Origin of the sequence: Actinotalea ferrariae CF5-4 (genome assembly GCF_000603945.1) — a bacterium.
Lineage (GTDB): Bacteria > Actinomycetota > Actinomycetes > Actinomycetales > Cellulomonadaceae > Actinotalea > Actinotalea ferrariae.
The window spans coordinates 1-17,485 of sequence record NZ_AXCW01000093.1 but is presented as its reverse complement, the minus strand read 5'-3'; the positions used below and the strand labels follow the sequence as shown (position 1 = coordinate 17,485).

Sequence of the window (17,485 nt, the reverse complement as noted above, 5' to 3'; positions counted from 1 at the left end):
ACGACCGCGACGCCGCGCGCCCCGGCGGCACCGGCGCACCGGTCGGCACGGCCGACGACGACGCGACGTCGGCCGCGGCGCGGCGCCAGCTCGCCCTGCTCGAGACGCACCTGGAGGACCTCGGCCTCGCGCCCCAGCTCGACCCGGACGGGCGCCGGATGCACCTGCGCGACTGCCCCTTCCTGCCGATGGCGCAGGAGCGCACGGAGATGGTGTGCAGCGTCCACCTCGGTGTGGCGCGCGGCGTCCTCGCCTGCGAGGAGGGGCCGGTCCGGGCCGAGCGGCTGGAGCCGTTCGTCGGCCCCGGCCACTGCGTCCTGCACCTGAACCGCTGAGCAGCGGGCCGTGAGGAGCGGGACCGGGTGGTACCACCCGAACCCGGTGCAGAGGGACTTGCGGACGTCCTCGTCCGCGATAGCGTCGTCACGCGGATCACAGGTGATCCTCGACGGGGGGAGAGAGCTTTGACACGGCGGTCGGCGGTAGGGCGAGCGCGCGGTGCGCGCCCACACTCAGCGTCGGGACGGAGCGTCCGTCCTGGGAGCGAGGAGGAACCATGGTGACGGCCCGACCGGCCCGGAGGACACGGGCTGACCTGTCCCAGTGGGACCCCGAGCACCCGGAGGCGTGGGACAGCAGGTTCGCGTGGCGGACGCTGTGGGTCACGACGTTCAACCTGACCCTGTGCTTCGCGCTGTGGTTCCTCGTCAGCGCCATCGCACCCCGGCTGAACCTCATCGGGTTCGGGCTGAGCGACTCCCAGCTCTACTGGCTCGTCGCCGTGCCGGGGCTCGCCGGCGGTCTCCTGCGGATCGTCTACATGTTCCTGCCGGCGATGCTGGGGACCAAGACGCTCGTCGGCGGCACGGCGACCCTCATGGTGCTCCCGCTCATCGGCTGGATGATCGCGCTGCAGGACCCGACCACCCCCTACTGGGTGCTCCTGGCGCTGGCCGCGGCGGTCGGCATCGGCGGCGGCGCGTTCTCCGGTTTCATGCCGTCGACCAGCTACTTCTTCCCCAAGCGGCTGGCCGGCACGGCCCTGGGCCTGCAGGCCGGGCTCGGGAACTTCGGCGTCAGCCTCATCCAGTTCCTCACCCCCTGGGTCATCGGGTTCGCCCTCCTCGGGACGGCGGGGATCTTCGCCCCCCAGCAGACCGTGGACGGCGGGGAGATCTGGCTGCACAACGCCGCGCTCGTCCTCATCCCGTGGGTCCTGCTGGGCGTGGTGCTGTCCGCGCTCTTCCTCAAGCGGGTCCCGGTCACCGCGAACTTCCGTGAGCAGCTGGACATCTTCGGGGACAAGCACACGTGGATCATGACGGCGATCTACGTCATGACCTTCGGCGCCTTCAGCGGCTTCGCGGCGCAGCTCGCCCTCATCATCCGCAGCGAGTACGGCAGCTTCGCCGATGCTCCCGACCCCCTGAAGTTCGCCTTCCTGGGCCCCCTCATCGGGTCGCTCATCCGCGCGCTCATGGGGCCGCTCTGCGACCGCTTCGGCGGTGCGGTGTGGACGTTCGTCTCCGGCGTCGGGATGACGATCAGCACGGTCTTCGCGGCGTTCTTCCTGTCGCCGACCGACCGCGGCCAGTTCACCTGGTTCCTCGTCGGGATGCTGTCGCTGTTCTTCTTCGCCGGGGTCGGCAACGCCGGGACCTTCAAGCAGATGCCGATGATCTTCCCCAAGCGCCAGGCCGGCGGCGTCATCGGCTGGACCGCGTCGATCGCCGCGTTCGGGCCGTTCCTCGTCGGCATGGCCCTCGCCGCGATGGCGCCGCGGACCTTCTTCATCGGTGCGGCCGTGTACTTCGCGGTCTGCACCGTGCTGGCCTGGGTCTTCTACGCCCGCCCCGGCGCGCCGAAGCCCGGCTGACCCCGGCGGTCGGCGAGGCTGGGCGCTCCGCCCGGCCCCGCCGGCCGGCCCCACCCGAACAGCTCGACCGAACCGCCCGCATGCCGCACCACCACGCGAGGGAGCACCCATGAACCCGACCGTCACGCCGACCGAGGGCACCGGAGCGGCAGGGCTGGACGGCCCCGCGTCCGACGCCCTGCTGAGGCTGGGCCGGTACCTGCGCAAGGGCGAGGTCTCCCACGACCTGCGCACGCTGCACCAGATCGGCGGCCGGGACGCGGACGGCTTCTACCGGGACCGGTGGAGCCACGACAAGGTCGTGCGCTCGACCCACGGCGTCAACTGCACCGGGTCGTGCTCCTGGAAGGTCTACGTCAAGGACGGGATCATCACCTGGGAGTCCCAGCAGACCGACTACCCGTCCGTCGGCCCGGACCGCCCGGAGTACGAGCCCCGCGGCTGCCCCCGTGGCGCGGCCTTCAGCTGGTACACCTACTCCCCGACGCGCATCCGGTACCCGTACGTCCGGGGCCTCCTGCTCCAGATGTACCGGGAGGCCAAGGCCGCCACGGGCGACCCGGTCGTGGCGTGGGCGAGCATCGTCGAGGACCCGGAGAAGGCCCGCCGGTACAAGGCGGCCCGCGGCAAGGGCGGCCTCGTGCGGGCCACCTGGGACGAGGCGACCGAGATCGCGGCCGCCGCGCAGGTCCACACCATCCGGACCTACGGGCCGGACCGCGTGGCCGGCTTCTCGCCGATCCCGGCGATGTCCATGGTGTCCCACGGCGTGGGGGCGCGGTACCACGCCCTGCTCGGCGCTCCGATGCTGTCCTTCTACGACTGGTACGCCGACCTGCCCGTGGCCTCCCCGCAGGTCTTCGGCGACCAGACGGACGTCCCCGAGTCGGGGGACTGGTGGGACGCCGGCTACCTGATCATGTGGGGCTCCAACGTCCCCGTGACGCGCACGCCCGACGCGCACTGGATGACCGAGGCCCGCTACCGCGGCCAGAAGGTCGTCGTCGTCGCGCCCGACTACGCCGACAACGTCAAGTTCGCGGACGAGTGGCTCGCCGCCCGGCCCGGGACCGACGGTGCCCTCGCGATGGCGATGGGGCACGTCACGCTGCGCGAGTTCTTCGTGGAGCGCCAGGTCCCGTACTTCACCGACTACGTCAAGAAGTACACCGACCTGCCCTTCCTCATCCGGCTGGACGAGGCCGACGGCGCGTTCGTCCCGGGCAAGTTCCTCACCGCGGCGGACCTGCCGGGTGCCGAGGCGCAGTCCGAGAACGCCGCCTTCAAGACCGTGCTGGTCGACGGGGCCACCGGCATGCCCGTCGTGCCGGGCGGCTCGCTCGGGTTCCACTACGGCGAGGCCGGGGCGGGACGCTGGAACCTCGACCTCGGCGACGTCGACCCGCTGCTCACCATGGCCGACGACGCCGCGTCGGAGGGTGCGGTCGAGGTCCACCTGCCGCGGTTCGACACCCTCGACGGCAACGGCCGCACCATCACCCGCGGCGTGCCCGTCCGGCGCGTGGGCGGGCACCTCGTCACGACCGTCTTCGACCTGGTCCTGGCCCAGTACGGCGTGGGCCGTGCCGGTCTGCCGGGCCAGTGGCCGACCGGCTACGACGACGCCGACGAGCCGTGCACCCCGGCGTGGCAGGAGCGCTTCACCGGGGTCCCGGCGGCCAAGGCGGAGCGGATCGGGCGCGAGTTCGCGCAGAACGCCGAGGACTCGCGCGGCCGCTCGATGATCCTCATGGGCGCCGGCACGAACCACTGGTTCCACTCCGACACGATCTACCGCGCGTTCCTCGCCCTGACGACCCTCACGGGCTGCCAGGGCGTGAACGGCGGCGGCTGGGCGCACTACGTCGGCCAGGAGAAGTGCCGCCCCGTCACGGGCCACGGGCACTACGCCTTCGCGCTGGACTGGGCGCGGCCGGGACGCACCATGATCCAGACCGCCTACTGGTACCTCAACACCGACCAGTACCGGTACGACCCGTTCGGGGCGGACGCCCTCTCCTCCGCCACGACGGACCCCGCGCGCAGCAAGCTCGCGGGCATGACGACGGCGGACGTCATCGCGATGTCCGCGCGCCTCGGCTGGATGCCGTCGTACCCCACCTTCGACCGCAACCCGCTGGACCTCGCCGACGACGCCGAGCGGGAGGGCGTCCCCGTCGGGGAGTACGTGCCCGCGCGGCTCAAGTCGGGCGAGCTGCGGTTCGCCGCCGAGGACCCCGACGCGCCGGAGAACTTCCCGCGCGTCCTGACGGTCTGGCGGGCGAACCTGCTCGGCAGCTCCGGCAAGGGCAACGAGTACTTCCTGCACCACCTGCTCGGCACCGACTCCAACATGCGGGCCACCGAGGCGCCGCCCTCGGCCCGGCCGCGCGACGTGGTCTGGCGCGACGAGGCCCCCACCGGCAAGCTCGACCTGCTGCTGTCCCTGGACTTCCGCATGACGAGCACGACCATCTACTCCGACGTCGTGCTGCCGGCGGCGACCTGGTACGAGAAGCACGACCTCAACACGACGGACATGCACCCGTTCGTGAACTCCTTCAGCCCGGCGATCGCACCGCCGTGGCAGACGCGCACCGACTTCGACATCTTCCACACGCTCGCGCGACGGTTCAGCGAGCTCGGCGCGCAGCACCTCGGGGTCCGCAACGACGTCGTCGCCGTGCCGCTCATGCACGACACGCCCGACGAGCTCGCCACGCCCCACGGCCGCGTCCTGGACTGGAAGAAGGGCGAGTGCGAGCCGGTGCCGGGTCGCACGATGCCGAAGCTCGTGGTCATCGAGCGCGACTACGGCGCGGTCGCCGCGAAGCTCGGCGCGCTCGGCCCGCTGCTGGAGAAGCTCGGCACGACGACCAAGGGCATCACCTACCAGGTCGACAAGGAGGTGGACTACCTCGCCCGCAAGAACGGCGTCGTGCGGAACACCCCCGGCGGCGTCGCGGACGGGCGTCCCGCCCTGACGCGCGACGTGCACGCGTGCGAGGCGATCCTCGCGCTGTCCGGCACGACGAACGGCCGGCTGGCGGTCCAGGGCTTCCACACGCTGGAGAAGCGCACCGGACGCCCGATGGCCGACATGGCCGCCGAGCACGAGGGCAAGCAGATCACCTTCACCGACACCCAGGCGGCGCCGGTGCCGGTCATCACGTCGCCGGAGTGGTCCGGCTCGGAGCACGGCGGGCGGCGCTACTCGCCCTTCACCATCAACGTCGAGCGGCTGCGTCCGTGGCACACGCTGAGCGGTCGCCAGCACTTCTTCCTCGACCACGACTGGATGACCGAGCTCGGGGAGAACCTGCCGGTCTTCCGGCCGCCGCTGGACATGGGGGCCTTGTTCGGGGAGCCGGAGCTCAGCGGGACGGGGGCGGCGGGAAGCGCCGGCATCACCGTCCGCTACCTCACCCCGCACAACAAGTGGTCCATCCACTCCGAGTACCAGGACAACCTCTTCATGCTGTCGCTGTCCCGCGGCGGCCCGACGATCTGGATGAGCGACATCGACGCGGCGAAGGTCGGCGTGGCGGACAACGACTGGATCGAGGCGGTCAACCGCAACGGCGTCGTCGTCGCCCGGGCGGTCGTGTCGCACCGCATGCCGGAGGGCACGGTGTACATGCACCACGCCCAGGACCGGCTCATCGACGTGCCCCTGTCGGAGACGACCGGCAAGCGCGGCGGCATCCACAACTCGCTGACGCGGCTGCTGGTCAAGCCCAGCCACCTCATCGGCGGGTACGCCCAGCTGTCCTACGCATTCAACTACCTCGGCCCGACCGGGAACCAGCGCGACGAGGTCACCGTGATCCGCCGTCGCAGCCAGGAGGTGCAGTACTGATGCCCGATCTGACCGCCCCCGACCCGGTGCAGGCCCCACCCGCACCCCCTGCCCGCACCAGCCGCACGGCCGAGAGGACGGTGACCCGATGAGGGTGATGGCCCAGATGGCCATGGTCATGAACCTGGACAAGTGCATCGGGTGCCACACCTGCTCGGTCACGTGCAAGCAGGCGTGGACGAACCGCGCCGGCACCGAGTACGTCTGGTTCAACAACGTGGAGACCCGGCCCGGGCAGGGCTACCCCCGCACGTACGAGGACCAGGAGACGTGGCAGGGCGGCTGGACGCTGACCAAGCGCGGTCGCCTCCAGCTCAAGGCCGGCGGCCGGTTGAAGAACCTGCTCACGATCTTCGCGAGCCCGAAGCAGCCGTCGATCGGCCAGTACTACGAGCCGTGGACGTACGACTACGAGAACCTCACGAACGCGCCGCTGCAGGAGCACACCCCTGTCGCGCGGCCGAAGTCCCTCCTGACCGGCGAGAACATGAACGTCTCCTGGTCGGCGAACTGGGACGACAACCTCGGCGGCGGCCCGGCGCTCGCGTCGCAGGACCCCGTCCTCAAGCAGGTGTCGGACAAGATCAAGCTCGAGTTCGAGCAGACCTTCATGTTCTACCTGCCCCGCATCTGCGAGCACTGCCTCAACCCGTCCTGCGCGGCGTCCTGCCCCTCCGGCGCGATCTACAAGCGGGCCGAGGACGGCATCGTCCTGGTGGACCAGGACAAGTGCCGCGGGTGGCGCAAGTGCGTCACGGGCTGCCCGTACAAGAAGGTCTACTTCAACCACCGGACCGGCAAGGCCGAGAAGTGCACGTTCTGCTTCCCGCGCATCGAGGTCGGCCTGCCGACCGTCTGCTCCGAGACGTGCGTCGGGCGGCTCCGGTACATCGGCCTGGTCCTCTACGACGCCGACCGGGTCCTGGAGGCGGCCTCGGAGCCGGACGAGCACAAGCTGCTCGCCGCCCAGCGCAGCGTCCTGCTCGACCCGCACGACCCCCAGGTCGTCCGCGAGGCCGAGCGCGCGGGGATCCCGCGCGACTGGGTCGACGCGGCGCAGCGCTCGCCGATCTGGCGCCTCATCCACGATTACGAGGTGGCCCTGCCGCTGCACCCCGAGTACCGGACGATGCCGATGGTCTGGTACATCCCCCCGCTGTCGCCCGTGGTCGACGCCATCGCGGAGACGGGGGAGGACTCGGAGGCGGCCCGCAACCTCTTCGCGGCGATCGACACCCTCCGGATCCCGGTGGAGTACCTCGCCGAGCTCTTCACCGCGGGGGACACGGTGCCGGTGACGGCCGTGCTCCAGCGGCTGGCGGCGATGCGCTCCTACATGCGGGACATCAACCTCGGCCGGGACCCCGACCCGAGCATCCCGGCCGCGGTCGGCATGACCGAGTCCGCCATGCAGGAGATGTACCGCCTCCTGGCCATCGCCAAGTACGACGAGCGTTACGTCATCCCCAGCGCGCACGCCGAGCAGGCGCACAGCCTCGAGGAGCTCGCGACGGAGTGCTCCCTGGACTACGAGGGCGGCCCCGGCATGGGCGGGTCCGGCCCGTTCGGCGAGGGCTCCGGCCCCGGGTTCGCCGACCCGATCGCCGTGGAGAACTTCCACATGCTCCAGCAGCGGCAGACGTCGGACACGGTCGCGGACCCCTCGACGCGCAAGGCCCGGGTCAACCTCCTCAACTGGGACGGCAAGGGCAGGCCCTCGGGCATGTTCCCGCCGCGGGACGACGGGGACCCGGCGGACGGACCGCAGCTGCGCGACGCGGAGTCCACCGGGGCGGAGGTCGTGCAGCCGCTGCCCGCGGGCGGGAGCGAGTCCGGCCCGGCCGGTACCGGGACCGCACCGCGCTCGGGCACCGGGCCCGGCGGGGGCGCATCCCCGGGCGGCTCGTCGTGAACCGCGTCGAGCGGCTGGCGGTCGCACGACGGCGCGCCACACGTGAGCACGCCGTCGTGCACCGGGTCGCGGCCCTGCTGCTGGACTACCCCGGCGAGGAGCTGGTCGGCATGCTGCCGACGGTCCGCGCCGCCCTGACGGAGGTGCGGCCGGAGCTGGCGGCGCCGCTCCTGCGGGCGGTCGACCACCTGGCGACCACGCCCGTGGGGGAGCTCGAGAGCGAGTACGTCGCGACCTTCGACCTCAAGCGGCGCTGCAGCCTGTTCCTCACCTACTTCGCCTACGGCGACACCCGCAAGCGCGGCGTCGCCCTGGTGGAGTTCAAGCAGGCGTACCGGCGTGCGGGCTTCGAGGTCGCCGCGGACGAGCTCCCGGACCACCTCGCCGTGGTCCTGGAGTTCTGCGCCACCACCGACGACGACGGCCGCGCGGCCGGGATCGCCCTCCTGCTCGCGCACCGCGCGGGGCTGGAGCTCCTGCGCCTGGCCCTCGTGGACGCCGGCTCGCCGTGGGCCGACGTGCTCGTCGCCGTCAGCGCGACCCTGCCGCCCCTCGCCGGCGAGGACCGCGAGGCCGTCGCCCGTCTCGCGGCCGAGGGGCCGCCCGACGAGGACGTCGGCCTCGAACCGTTCGCCGCCTCACCCGAGATGCCCTTGACGGGAGCCCGCCGATGACCACCTCGACCACCGACATCCTCCTGTGGGTCGTCTTCCCCTACGTCTGCCTCGCCGTGTTCGTCCTCGGGCACGTGTGGCGCTACCGGTACGACAAGTTCGGCTGGACGACGCGCTCGTCCCAGCTGTACGAGAGCCGGCTGCTGCGGTGGGCGAGCCCGCTGTTCCACTTCGGGATCCTCGCCGTCTTCCTCGGCCACGTCATGGGCCTGGGCATCCCCAAGGCCTGGACCCGGGCGGTCGGGATGACCGACGAGATCTACCACTTCCTGGCGATCTCGATCGGCGCCGTCGCCGGGATCTCCACGGTGGTCGGCATGGCGCTGCTGATCTACCGGCGCCGGACCGTCGGGCCGGTGTTCAGCGCCACGACGCGCATGGACAAGTTCATGTACCTCGTGCTGGCGACGGTCATCTTCACCGGCATGTGGAACACGATCGCCGGGTCGATCCTCAACCTCGGCGGCCACTACGACTACCGCGACGGGGTCTCGGTCTGGTTCCGCGGCATCTTCCGCTTCGACATCCGGCCGGAGCTCATGGCGGACGCGCCGATCGGCTTCCAGCTGCACGCCCTGGCCGCGTTCTTCCTGTTCGCGCTGTGGCCGTTCACGCGGCTCGTCCACGTGTTCAGCGTGCCGCTGGGGTACATGTGGCGCCCCTACGTCGTCTACCGCTCGCGGCCGGACCGGCTGGGCTCCCGGGCCTCCCGTCCTGGCTGGGAGCGCAGCGAGCGCCGTCCGGAGCGCACCGGCCGCCGCTGAGCGCCGCCCCGTCCGACGTCGGCCCGACGCGACAGCGCCGCCTCCCCTCGGGAGGCGGCGCTGTCGCGTGTCGGAGGTCGGGTGGACCATGGACCCATGGCAGCGGCACCCCACTACTCGGGCTGGCTCGTCACGCACGCCGACCCCCAGGGCCCGGCGATGCTCGCCCCGCCGCGCCGGGCGGTGGTGACGACCGAGACGTACGGCGGCCACCGCATCACGGTCCAGGCCTTCGCCATCGCGAGGGCCCCCGGGTACGTCTGCGTGCAGCAGCACCTGCCCGGGCGGTCACCGTGGAACGCGTGGGTGCCCGAGGACCGGGTCCGCCCGGCCTGAGCATGGCTGTCACGCCGTCGGCGGCACGCGGTCCCAGAGCCGGGCCCGGACGGCCTCGCGGTCCGCACCGGTGAGCCAGGACGCCTCCCACGCGTCGAGGTTCTGCCGCACCATCTCCTCGGCCGAGAAGCCGAGGGCGTCCGAGACCGCCACGTAGTCGCCGGCGAGGTCGGTGCCCCCCATGGCCGGGTCGTCGCTGCCGAGGGACATGGACAGCCCCGCCTCGCGCATCCGGAGGAAGGGGTGCTCCGCCACGGGGCCGTGGTAGTTGTACGTCGTCGACAGCCAGGCGTAGGTGACGTGCACCCCGGAGTCGCGGACGCGCCGCACCAGCGCCGGGTCCCCGACGATCCCGTAGCCGTGGTCGACCCGGGTGCAGCCCAGCAGGTCCAGCGTGTCGCGCACCTCCTGGGCGGAGAAGCGCTCTCCCGCGTGTGCGGTCACGTGCAGGCCGCCGTCGCGGGCCACCGCGTACGCCTCGACGAAGTCCGCCGGGGCGCCGGTCGTCTCGTCCCCGTCCATCCCGAGCCCGACGACGAGGTCGCGCGAGCCCGCCACGGCGTCCCGGGCCATCGCGGCCGCCAGCCCGGGGCTGTGGGCGCGGAACACCGACGGGATGAGCCGCGTGACGATCCCGGTCTCCCGGCGGGCCTGCTCGGCGCCGTCCGTCACGCCGGCGAGCAGGTCCCGGTAGGGCAGCGGGTGCAGGGTCGGGTTGAGGAACATCTCCCGGTAGACGACGTTCGACGTCCGGGCCGCGTCCACGAGCGCCTCGTAGGTGATCCGCGCGAAGTCGTCGGGCGACACGAGCGAGGCGCTCAGCCGCTCGAAGACGACCATGAAGCTCGCCATGTCGTGGTACTCGTACACCCGGGCCGGGTCGTCGCTGGGCAGCGGGATGCCCTCCCGGCGGGCGAGCTCCACGAACGTCTCCGGCCGGACGCACCCCTCGAGATGGCAGTGCAGCTCGACCTTGGGCATGGCCCGCAGGACGTCCACGGTGCTCGCCGGGGTGCTCGACGGGGTGCTCGGCGTGCTCGGCGTGCTCCCCGTCACGCGGCGGCCAGCCACGTGACGAGCCGGTCGAACAGCTCGGCGTAGCCGTCCCAGGCGAGGAACTCCGGCGGCGCCCAGTGCGGGGCGATGTCGGAGGTGAACGCCGCGGACCGGCCGGCGCCGTACGTGCCGATGACGAGGAGCGGGTGCTCGCCGCAGGACGCCAGGACGACCGCGTCGTCCTTGGGCACGACCTCGTTGAGGCCGAGCAGGGCCGGCCAGGTCGCGTCCAGCCCCGCGACGACGTCGTGCTCCCCGACCACCCGGGGTGTGACCCCGGCGGGCGTCTCGACGCGGTCGTCGCGGTCCAGGACGTGCACCGGGAGCGCCGCGGCCAGGGGCGTGCGCCCCCAGCGGGCGCGCGCGTCGATGCCGCTGAACGTGAGGTACCCGCCGACCATGAGCACCGCGCCCCCGCGCTCCACGTGCGCCCGGACCACCTCGCTGCGGTCCGGCGAGGGGATGGAGGAGCCGAACGTCTCCGGCGGCAGCTGGAAGCTGTTCGCCCCCACGTCGGAGATGACGACGACGTCGTACGCGGCCATCGCCGCGACGTCCGTCGGGACGCGCTCGGGGATCGTGTGCGACGGGACGTACGTGACGTCGTGGCCGCGGGAGCGCAGGGCCTCGAGGAAGGCCGTGCCGCCCTCCTCGTACTCCGACGACGTGAAGGAGTCGAATCCCTTCTGGTGGATCGAGTGGACGAACCAGGACTCGCCGATGACGAGGACGGTGGCCATGAGGTGCTCCTCGGGGAGGGTCAGACCGCGCGGGCGGCGGCGGTGAACAGGGCGGCGGGGTTGCGGGTGAGGAGGGCGGCGGCGACCTCGGCCGGGACGCCCGCGTCGACGAGGCGGGGCAGGAAGGCGGTCGGGACGAACGCGTAGCCGTTGCCCGCGTTCCGGGTCCACATGGCCTTGAGGAAGGTGTCCTGGGAGAGCAGCAGCCGGTCCGCCCAGCCGTCACGCACCAGTCCGGCGACGGCGTCGACGGAGTCCTCCACCGAGGGGGACTGCCCCTCGCCCGGGAAGTTGAACGGCATGCCGATCATGTCGAACTCGAGCCAGACGCCCCGCTCGGCGAGCTCCCGCTGGTAGGTCGTGTCCTTGCCCGAGGGGTCCATGTGGCACAGCACGAGCGCCGACGGGTCCACGCCCTCCGCGAGGGCGACGTCCACCACCTCGTGGCCCCGGCGCTGCCAGCCGGGCAGGTGCACCAGGAGGGGGAGGCCCGTCGCGACCTGGCCCCGGCAGGACGCGATCAGCGTCACGCGTTCGGCCGGGGTGAACCGCGGCCCGACGCCGATCTCCCCGATCACGCCGACGCGCACGCGGCGACCGTCGGGCAGGGCGACACCCTCCTCCGCCTCGGCGACGAGCTCCTCGACCATCCGGTCGACGTCGGCCGCCGTGAAGCGGTCGTCGTCCCCGTGCGCCAGGCACCAGCCGCCCGCCATGACGACGTTGAGGCCTGTCCGCTCGGCGACCTCGACGAGCGCGGCGGGGTGCCGGCCCGTCCCGGTGGTGTTGTTGACGACCGTACGGCCGCCGGCCTCACGGAAGAGGCCGAGCTCCTCCGCGACGGTCTCGACGTGCTCCGGGCCGATCCCGCAGTTGTCGGGGCACGCGTACGGGTCCTCCCGCAGCAGCCAGGCGATCTGCGGTGACACCGTCGCGGTCGCCAGCGCCGGACCGAAGGCGCGGACGCCCGGGTGGACGGCCTCCGACAGGTCGTTGAAGAGGTGCTCGTGGGTCAGCGTCATGCCCAGCTCGGTGACCGGCACGGTGCCGAGCACCGTCTGCACGGTCACCGGTGTCCCGGGGGTGCGGGCTGCAGGGTCGTCGTCGGGAGTCGTGGTCACAGGGGTCTTCCTCTCGTCAGCTCGCCGCGCGGCAGGGTCCGCCGTCGGGCGCAGGGTGCGGGGTGACGTCGGCCGGCGGGTGCGCGCGGGCGAGGCGGTGCCGGCGGGAGCCGGGCAGGGATCCGACCGGCTGCCGGGACCGGTGCGACCGGCCGGGCGCGGCGTCAGGGACGTGCGGATCTGGCGGAGCCGTGGCCCGCGGAACCCTGCCAGGGCGATGGGGGCGCAGCCCCGGTGGTGCGATGCACCGATCCCGACCTCCTCGTCGAGGCCCCGGGCGCGTAGAGGACTACACGAGCTTCGGGTGCCGTCTGTCTACACCGGACGGTGGCGGGCGGTCAACGTGGCACACCCGGACGAGGGCCGGGCCGGGCGGAGGCCGCAGCGACCTTCGTCCCCCTGGCCACGGACGTCGTCGCCGTAGTCTCGGGCTGTGCGGCGCTGCGGGGCCCGAGGGGCCGTCGGGGCGTGCGTCAGGGCGCCCCGCGGGGTGCGTCCACCGCTCGGGTCCGCCCCCGCGAGGGAGGACGTGAGGGTCCGATGCGAGTGGTGCTGAGGAGGGAGACGCCGTCCGACCGCCGGACGGTGGAGGAGGTCACCCGCGAGGCGTTCTGGGGCATGAGCGGTCCGGGCTGCGACGAGCACCTCCTGGTCCACCGCCTGCGGGGGTCGCCGTCCGTGGTGCCGGAGCTCGACGTGGTCGCGGAGGTCGACGGGGTCGTCGTCGGGCACGTCATCTACACGCGCGCCCGGGTGGTCGGGCGCGACCGGTCGTGGGACGTCCTCACCTTCGGTCCGTTGACCGTCCACCCGTCGTACCAGGGCTCCGGCCTCGGCTGCGCCCTGATGCGTCACACCCTCGGCGAGGCAGCAGCGCTCGGGCACCGCGCCGTCCTCGTCTACGGGCACCCGGACTACTACCCGCGCTTCGGGTTCGTCCGCGGCGCCGCGGTCGGCATCACGGCGCCAGGCGGGGCGACGTTCGACGCGCTCATGGCGCTGGCGCTCGTGCCGGGCGGCCTCGACGACGTGCACGGGGAGTTCCACGAGGACGCCGCCTTCCGGATCGACCCCGCCGACGTCGCGGCGTTCGACGCGACGTTCCCCGCGAAGGCGCCCGCCGTGCCCACGCCCGTCGGGGTGCTCGAGGGCCGTGTCGCGACGCCGGCCCTGGAGGCCCTGCGCTCCCACGGCGTCGCGCACCTGGAGGAGATGCACCGCTACAGCACGGCGGAGGTCACGGCGTGGGAGGGGGTGGGGACGACGGGCCGCGACGCCCTGCACGCGGCGTTGCGGGAGCGAGGAGTCCGGTGGGGCCGCTCGCGCGCCGGCGCGGACGTCGGACCGGCGTCGGCGGGTGGCGTGCCGGGAGTCAGGCGCTCCGCGGGAACGCCTCGTCCACGTCGAGGTGGATGACGCACAGGTGCTCCCGCCGGGTCAGCCCGGCCAGGTCCGCGTGGTCGGGCACCCGCTCCTGCGCGAGGCGCAGCCCGAGCCGTCGCGCCGAGCCCCGCGGGTCCTCCTCGTCCAGGAGGCTCTCGTAGACGTCGGCGACGACGTCCGGGTCCTCGACCAGCTCCGCCCGTGCCGCGCGCCGCACGCCCTTGAGGGTGACCTCGACGTCGGGGCGCCCGCGCAGGTTGACCCGCCAGCCGGCGTCGGTGACGACGGTGAGCCGGCCGTCGTCGGCCGGGTGGTAGCCCACCGGGACGTCGTAGACGGCACCGGTGCGACGGCCGGTCACGTGGAGCAGCAGCAGCGCGTCCCCGGCTCCGCCCATCCGTCGGGGTGACGCGAGCATCCAGCGGACGACCGGGTTGCTCGCCCGGACCACGGCCCGCGGGGGGTGCGCGACCTCGACGGCGGGCCGCGTGGTCGCGTCCTGCGGCGACCGCTCGCGCAGGCGCCGGGCGACGGCGGCCAGCACCGCGCCCGTTCCGACCACGAGTGCTGCCGTGCGGAGCCGATGAGTCATGACGTCCTCCTGGGTGTGAGCGCGGGGATCAGCGGCCTCCCGGGACCACGAGGCCGGCCTCGTACGCCAGCATCACGAGCTGGGCGCGGTCCCGGGCGTCGAGCTTCATGAGCAGGTTGCTGACGTGCGTCTTGACGGTGCTGTAGCTGACGACGAGCCGCTCCGCGAGCTCGGCGTTGGACAGGCCGGCGGCGACGAGGCGCAGCACCTCCACCTCGCGCTCGGTGAGCTGGTCGACGCCGGCGGGTCGGCCGGCCGGTGCCGCCGGGGTGTGGCGCACGAACTCCTCGACGAGCCGCCGGGTCGCGGACGGGGAGAGCAGGGCGTCGCCCCGGGCGACGACGCGGATCGCCTGGAGCAGGTCCTCCGGTGCCGTGTCCTTGGGCAGGAAGCCGCTGGCGCCGGCCCGCATGGCCGCGAACACGTGCTCGTCGAGGTCGAACGTCGTGAGGATCAGCACCCGGGTGCCGGCGGTCGCCGGGTCGGCGGCGAGGTGCAGGGTCGCCGTCAGGCCGTCGACGCGGGGCATCCGGATGTCCATGAGCACGACGTCGGGGTGCTCGCGCCGCGCCAGGGCGACGGCCGCGGCGCCGTCGGGCGCCTCCCCGACGACGTCGATGTCCGGCTCGCTGCGCAGGAGCACGGACAGGCCGCGACGGACCAGCGCCTCGTCGTCGACCACGGCGACCCGGATCATCGGGACCTCGCCTCCTCCAGCGGCAGGACGGCGTGCACGCGGTACCCGCCGTCGGGTCGGGGGCCTGCCTCGAGCGTGCCGCCCCAGACGGCCACGCGCTCGCGCATGCCCAGCTGGCCGTGGCCGCCGGGGGCCTCCATGCCACGGGGGCGCGGGGCGGGAGGCCCGTCGTCGGTCACCTCGACGTCCAGGGCCTCCGCGCCGCGCGTCACCGTGACCGTCGCCGCGGCGCCGCCCGCGTGGCGCACGACGTTCGTCAGCGACTCCTGGACCAGCCGGTAGGCGGTCAGCGCGAGGGCCGCGGGCACGGGGTCGGGGGAGCCGGTCATCCGCAGCTCGACGGGCACCCCGGCGGCCCGCAGCTCCGCGGCCAGGTCCTCCAGGTCGTCCAGCCCGGGCTGCGGGCGGTAGCCCTCGCCGTCGGTCCGCAGCGCGCCGAGGATGCGCCTGACCTCACCCAGGGCAGACCGGCTGGTCTGCGACACCGCGACGAGCGCGGCCCGCGCCTCGGCCGGGTCCTCCTCGAGGACGTGCGCACCCACCTGCGCCTGGAGGGCGATGACGCCCAGGGAGTGCCCGACGACGTCGTGCAGCTCCTGGGCGATCCGCAGCCGCTCCTCGCTGATGGCGCGTCGGGCCTCCTCGGCCCGGGCGCGCTCGGCGAGCTCCGCCCTGTCCGCGAGCAGCGCCGTGGTGCGACGGCGGTCGTTCATGCTGCGACCGAACGCGATCGCCCCCGCGAACAGCGCGGCGTTGGTCGCCATCTCACCGAACTCCGCCTTCTGCGGCGCCACGACCACGAGCAGCGCGAGCAGCACGACGACGTACGCCGCGGCGACGGCGGTCTGACGGGCGCTGCGCCACGCCGCCACGGTGTAGACGGCGAGGAACAGCCCGGACCCGATCACCGCCGAGGTGTAGCCGAGCGCCAGCACGGTCAGGACGGCGACCGAGGCGAGGAGGAGCACGGGGAGCGGCGCCAGCCGACGCACCGCGTACGGCAGGGCCCCGACCGCGACGAGGAGCAGGTAGGTCCGGTCCGGCGGTCGCGTCGGGTCCCCGACGGCCGCCGAGACCGCTGCGCCGGTGAAGAGCAGCGCGGCGAGGACGGCGTCGAGCAGCCAGGGGCGCTCGACGTCGAGCCGGCGCAGCCGCTCCCACGTCTCCACTCCTCGACGGTAGCCAGCGCGCCTGCGGACGGCATCGGTCCCAGGGCCCAGGGCGGCCTCTGCCCGCAGGCGGAGACCGGTCCCGCCATGGGGCCCGGGACGCGGCCGAGGTCCGGCCCCACGACCGACGACGGCGACCGCCCCGACGGCGAGGCTGAGGAGCAGGAAGCCACCCGTGCGAAGGAGCAGACCATGACCCTCACCGGCCGACGTCCCGTCGAGCGCACCGCGCGGCGGGGGTACGTGACCGCCGCCGTCCTGGCCGTGGTCGGCGTCGCCGGTGCCGGCGTCTGGGGCGGCGTCGTCGTCCTGGACCGGCTCGACGCGCCGAGCGCCTTCGTCCGTGCCGTGCCGGGGGAGGCGGTCGAGCTGGACGCGGGGGAGTACGTCCTCTACGTCGAGGGCACGACGCCCGGCGCGCTCGGCGCCGTGTCCGTCACCGCCCCGGACGGCGGCCCGGTCGACCTGGGCCCCGTCGCCGACCTCCGCTACGACGTGCCCGCCGACCTCGTCGGGGGCCGGGACGACGTCCTGGGTACCGGCGTCGGGCGGCTGGAGGCCGAGGAGCCCGGCCTCTACGCACTGGCCACCGAGGAGGCCGTGCCCGACGACGTGCGGCTGGCCGTGGGGGAGGACGTGGCCCGCGCCGGCCTGCGTGCCCTCCTGACGCCCGCCGCCGTCGCCGTCCTCACCCTCGTCACCGCGCTCGCCCTGGCGGCGCGCACCGCACACCGCAGCAGCAGCACCGGACCGGAGGCAGGACGATGAGCACCACCACGACCAGCACGTCGGCTCCACGGGCGTCGGGCACCGGGACGCCCCCGACGACGCCTCGGCCGCCGTGGCTCGTCCGGGCAGCGGCGGTCACGCCCCTGGTCCGGGCGGCCTCGTCCGTCGTCCTGGTCGCCGCCGCCGGCGTGGGCCTGGGCCTGGCCATGCCGCGGGGACCGATGACCACCGGGCAGTCCCTCGCGGCGCTGACGACCGCCGTCGTCGTCGGGTTCGCGGCGGGACTGCTGCTGCGCAGCCGCTGGGCCGCTCTCGCGGGACCTGTGCTTCTCGCCGGCGTGCTCGAGATCCTCCGGCTCGGGGAGCAGGGGCCGACCGTGGACGCCCGGCGGTTCGACAGCCTCTACGCCGTCCTGGTGATGGTCGCCGGCCGCGGCTTCGACGGCCTGGTCATCCTCCTGCCGATGGTCGTCGCCGCCCTGTGGGGTGCCGCCCTGGCCCGGCGCGCCGCCGCGGGCGTGCAGCCGGCCGCACGGAACGCCGCCCCGTCGGGGACGCAGCCGGGTGCCGCGGCGAC

Annotated in this window: 15 protein-coding genes and 1 pseudogene; 10 read left to right on the top strand and 6 right to left on the bottom strand. The window is 73.6% G+C overall.

From position 1 onward, the window contains the following. From N866_RS21370 to N866_RS10025, 7 genes are all read left to right on the top strand, one after another. A partial coding sequence (locus tag N866_RS21370) for a helix-turn-helix domain-containing protein (protein WP_483756948.1) occupies nt 1–335 on the top strand: 335 nt, incomplete at its 5' end. 221 nt (nt 336–556) lie between these two features. After that, nucleotides 557–1,876, top strand: coding sequence for an MFS transporter (locus N866_RS10050; protein WP_052022820.1), 1,320 nt, complete (start codon nt 557–559; stop codon nt 1,874–1,876). A 109-nt stretch (nt 1,877–1,985) separates the two neighbouring features. After that, complete coding sequence (locus N866_RS10045) at nt 1,986–5,735, top strand: nitrate reductase subunit alpha (RefSeq protein WP_052022817.1); 3,750 nt, start codon at nt 1,986–1,988, stop codon at nt 5,733–5,735. 88 nt (nt 5,736–5,823) lie between these two features. Further along, nucleotides 5,824–7,647 (top strand): nitrate reductase subunit beta, encoded by a 1,824-nt coding sequence (gene narH, locus N866_RS10040; protein ID WP_081802533.1) that lies wholly within the window; start codon nt 5,824–5,826, stop codon nt 7,645–7,647. Then, nucleotides 7,644–8,321, top strand: coding sequence for a nitrate reductase molybdenum cofactor assembly chaperone (gene narJ, locus N866_RS10035; protein ID WP_052022815.1), 678 nt, complete (start codon nt 7,644–7,646; stop codon nt 8,319–8,321). The genes narH and narJ overlap by 4 nt, the downstream gene beginning before the upstream one ends. Further along, on the top strand, nt 8,318–9,085 hold the full coding sequence (narI, locus tag N866_RS10030) for a respiratory nitrate reductase subunit gamma (protein ID WP_034225926.1): 768 nt from the start codon (nt 8,318–8,320) through the stop codon (nt 9,083–9,085). Before narJ ends, narI begins: the two co-directional genes overlap by 4 nt. 96 nt (nt 9,086–9,181) lie before the next feature. Next, nucleotides 9,182–9,421, top strand: a complete 240-nt coding sequence (locus N866_RS10025; RefSeq protein WP_034225923.1) for a hypothetical protein — start codon at nt 9,182–9,184, stop codon at nt 9,419–9,421. Nucleotides 9,422–9,430: 9 nt separating this feature from the next. Here N866_RS10025 and add read toward each other — a convergent pair whose 3' ends face one another. From add to N866_RS10010, 3 genes are read right to left on the bottom strand one after another with little or no spacing between them, the layout of a single operon-like run. Beyond that, nucleotides 9,431–10,492, bottom strand: coding sequence for an adenosine deaminase (gene add, locus N866_RS10020; protein WP_052022812.1), 1,062 nt, complete (start codon nt 10,490–10,492; stop codon nt 9,431–9,433). After that, nucleotides 10,474–11,217: a glutamine amidotransferase gene (locus N866_RS10015; RefSeq protein WP_034225920.1), complete on the bottom strand. Its 744-nt coding sequence runs from the start codon at nt 11,215–11,217 to the stop codon at nt 10,474–10,476. Before N866_RS10015 ends, add begins: the two co-directional genes overlap by 19 nt. A gap of 20 nt (nt 11,218–11,237) precedes the next feature. Then, the gene (locus tag N866_RS10010) at nt 11,238–12,338 is read right to left on the bottom strand and encodes a phosphotriesterase family protein (RefSeq protein ID WP_216699426.1); all 1,101 of its coding nucleotides are present in this window, start codon (nt 12,336–12,338) and stop codon (nt 11,238–11,240) included. 549 nt (nt 12,339–12,887) lie between these two features. Between N866_RS10010 and N866_RS10005 the strand changes: the two genes are divergently transcribed. Next, nucleotides 12,888–13,754: a GNAT family N-acetyltransferase gene (locus N866_RS10005; protein WP_162177308.1), complete on the top strand. Its 867-nt coding sequence runs from the start codon at nt 12,888–12,890 to the stop codon at nt 13,752–13,754. On the opposite strand, the gene N866_RS10000 is transcribed toward N866_RS10005, so the two are convergent. From N866_RS10000 to N866_RS09990, 3 genes are read right to left on the bottom strand one after another with little or no spacing between them, the layout of a single operon-like run. After that, nucleotides 13,711–14,313, bottom strand: a complete 603-nt coding sequence (locus N866_RS10000) for a nitroreductase/quinone reductase family protein (protein WP_081802531.1) — start codon at nt 14,311–14,313, stop codon at nt 13,711–13,713. The genes N866_RS10005 and N866_RS10000 overlap by 44 nt on opposite strands. A gap of 28 nt (nt 14,314–14,341) precedes the next feature. Further along, on the bottom strand, nt 14,342–15,010 hold the full coding sequence (locus N866_RS09995) for a response regulator (protein ID WP_034225916.1): 669 nt from the start codon (nt 15,008–15,010) through the stop codon (nt 14,342–14,344). Continuing rightward, complete coding sequence (locus tag N866_RS09990) at nt 15,007–16,179, bottom strand: sensor histidine kinase (protein WP_052022803.1); 1,173 nt, start codon at nt 16,177–16,179, stop codon at nt 15,007–15,009. Before N866_RS09990 ends, N866_RS09995 begins: the two co-directional genes overlap by 4 nt. 192 nt (nt 16,180–16,371) lie before the next feature. Between N866_RS09990 and N866_RS09985 the strand changes: the two genes are divergently transcribed. Continuing rightward, a complete protein-coding gene (locus N866_RS09985) occupies nt 16,372–16,947 on the top strand; it encodes a hypothetical protein (RefSeq protein WP_155855288.1) in 576 nt (191 codons plus the stop codon). Further along, nucleotides 16,944–17,485: pseudogene (locus N866_RS09980) on the top strand (hypothetical protein); the annotation flags it as partial. The gene N866_RS09985 and the pseudogene N866_RS09980, both read left to right, overlap by 4 nt.

Bases quoted from the DNA above. Each gene is read 5' to 3' on its own strand.
- N866_RS10050 (WP_052022820.1), top strand. From the start codon at position 557: ATGGTGACGGCCCGACCGGCCCGGAGGACACGGGCTGACCTGTCCCAG.
- N866_RS10045 (WP_052022817.1), top strand. From the start codon at position 1,986: ATGAACCCGACCGTCACGCCGACCGAGGGCACCGGAGCGGCAGGGCTG.
- narH (WP_081802533.1), top strand. From the start codon at position 5,824: ATGAGGGTGATGGCCCAGATGGCCATGGTCATGAACCTGGACAAGTGC.
- narI (WP_034225926.1), top strand. From the start codon at position 8,318: ATGACCACCTCGACCACCGACATCCTCCTGTGGGTCGTCTTCCCCTAC.
- N866_RS10025 (WP_034225923.1), top strand. From the start codon at position 9,182: ATGGCAGCGGCACCCCACTACTCGGGCTGGCTCGTCACGCACGCCGAC.
- N866_RS10015 (WP_034225920.1), bottom strand. From the start codon at position 11,217: ATGGCCACCGTCCTCGTCATCGGCGAGTCCTGGTTCGTCCACTCGATC.
- N866_RS10000 (WP_081802531.1), bottom strand. From the start codon at position 14,313: ATGACTCATCGGCTCCGCACGGCAGCACTCGTGGTCGGAACGGGCGCG.
- N866_RS09995 (WP_034225916.1), bottom strand. From the start codon at position 15,010: ATGATCCGGGTCGCCGTGGTCGACGACGAGGCGCTGGTCCGTCGCGGC.
- N866_RS09985 (WP_155855288.1), top strand. From the start codon at position 16,372: ATGACCCTCACCGGCCGACGTCCCGTCGAGCGCACCGCGCGGCGGGGG.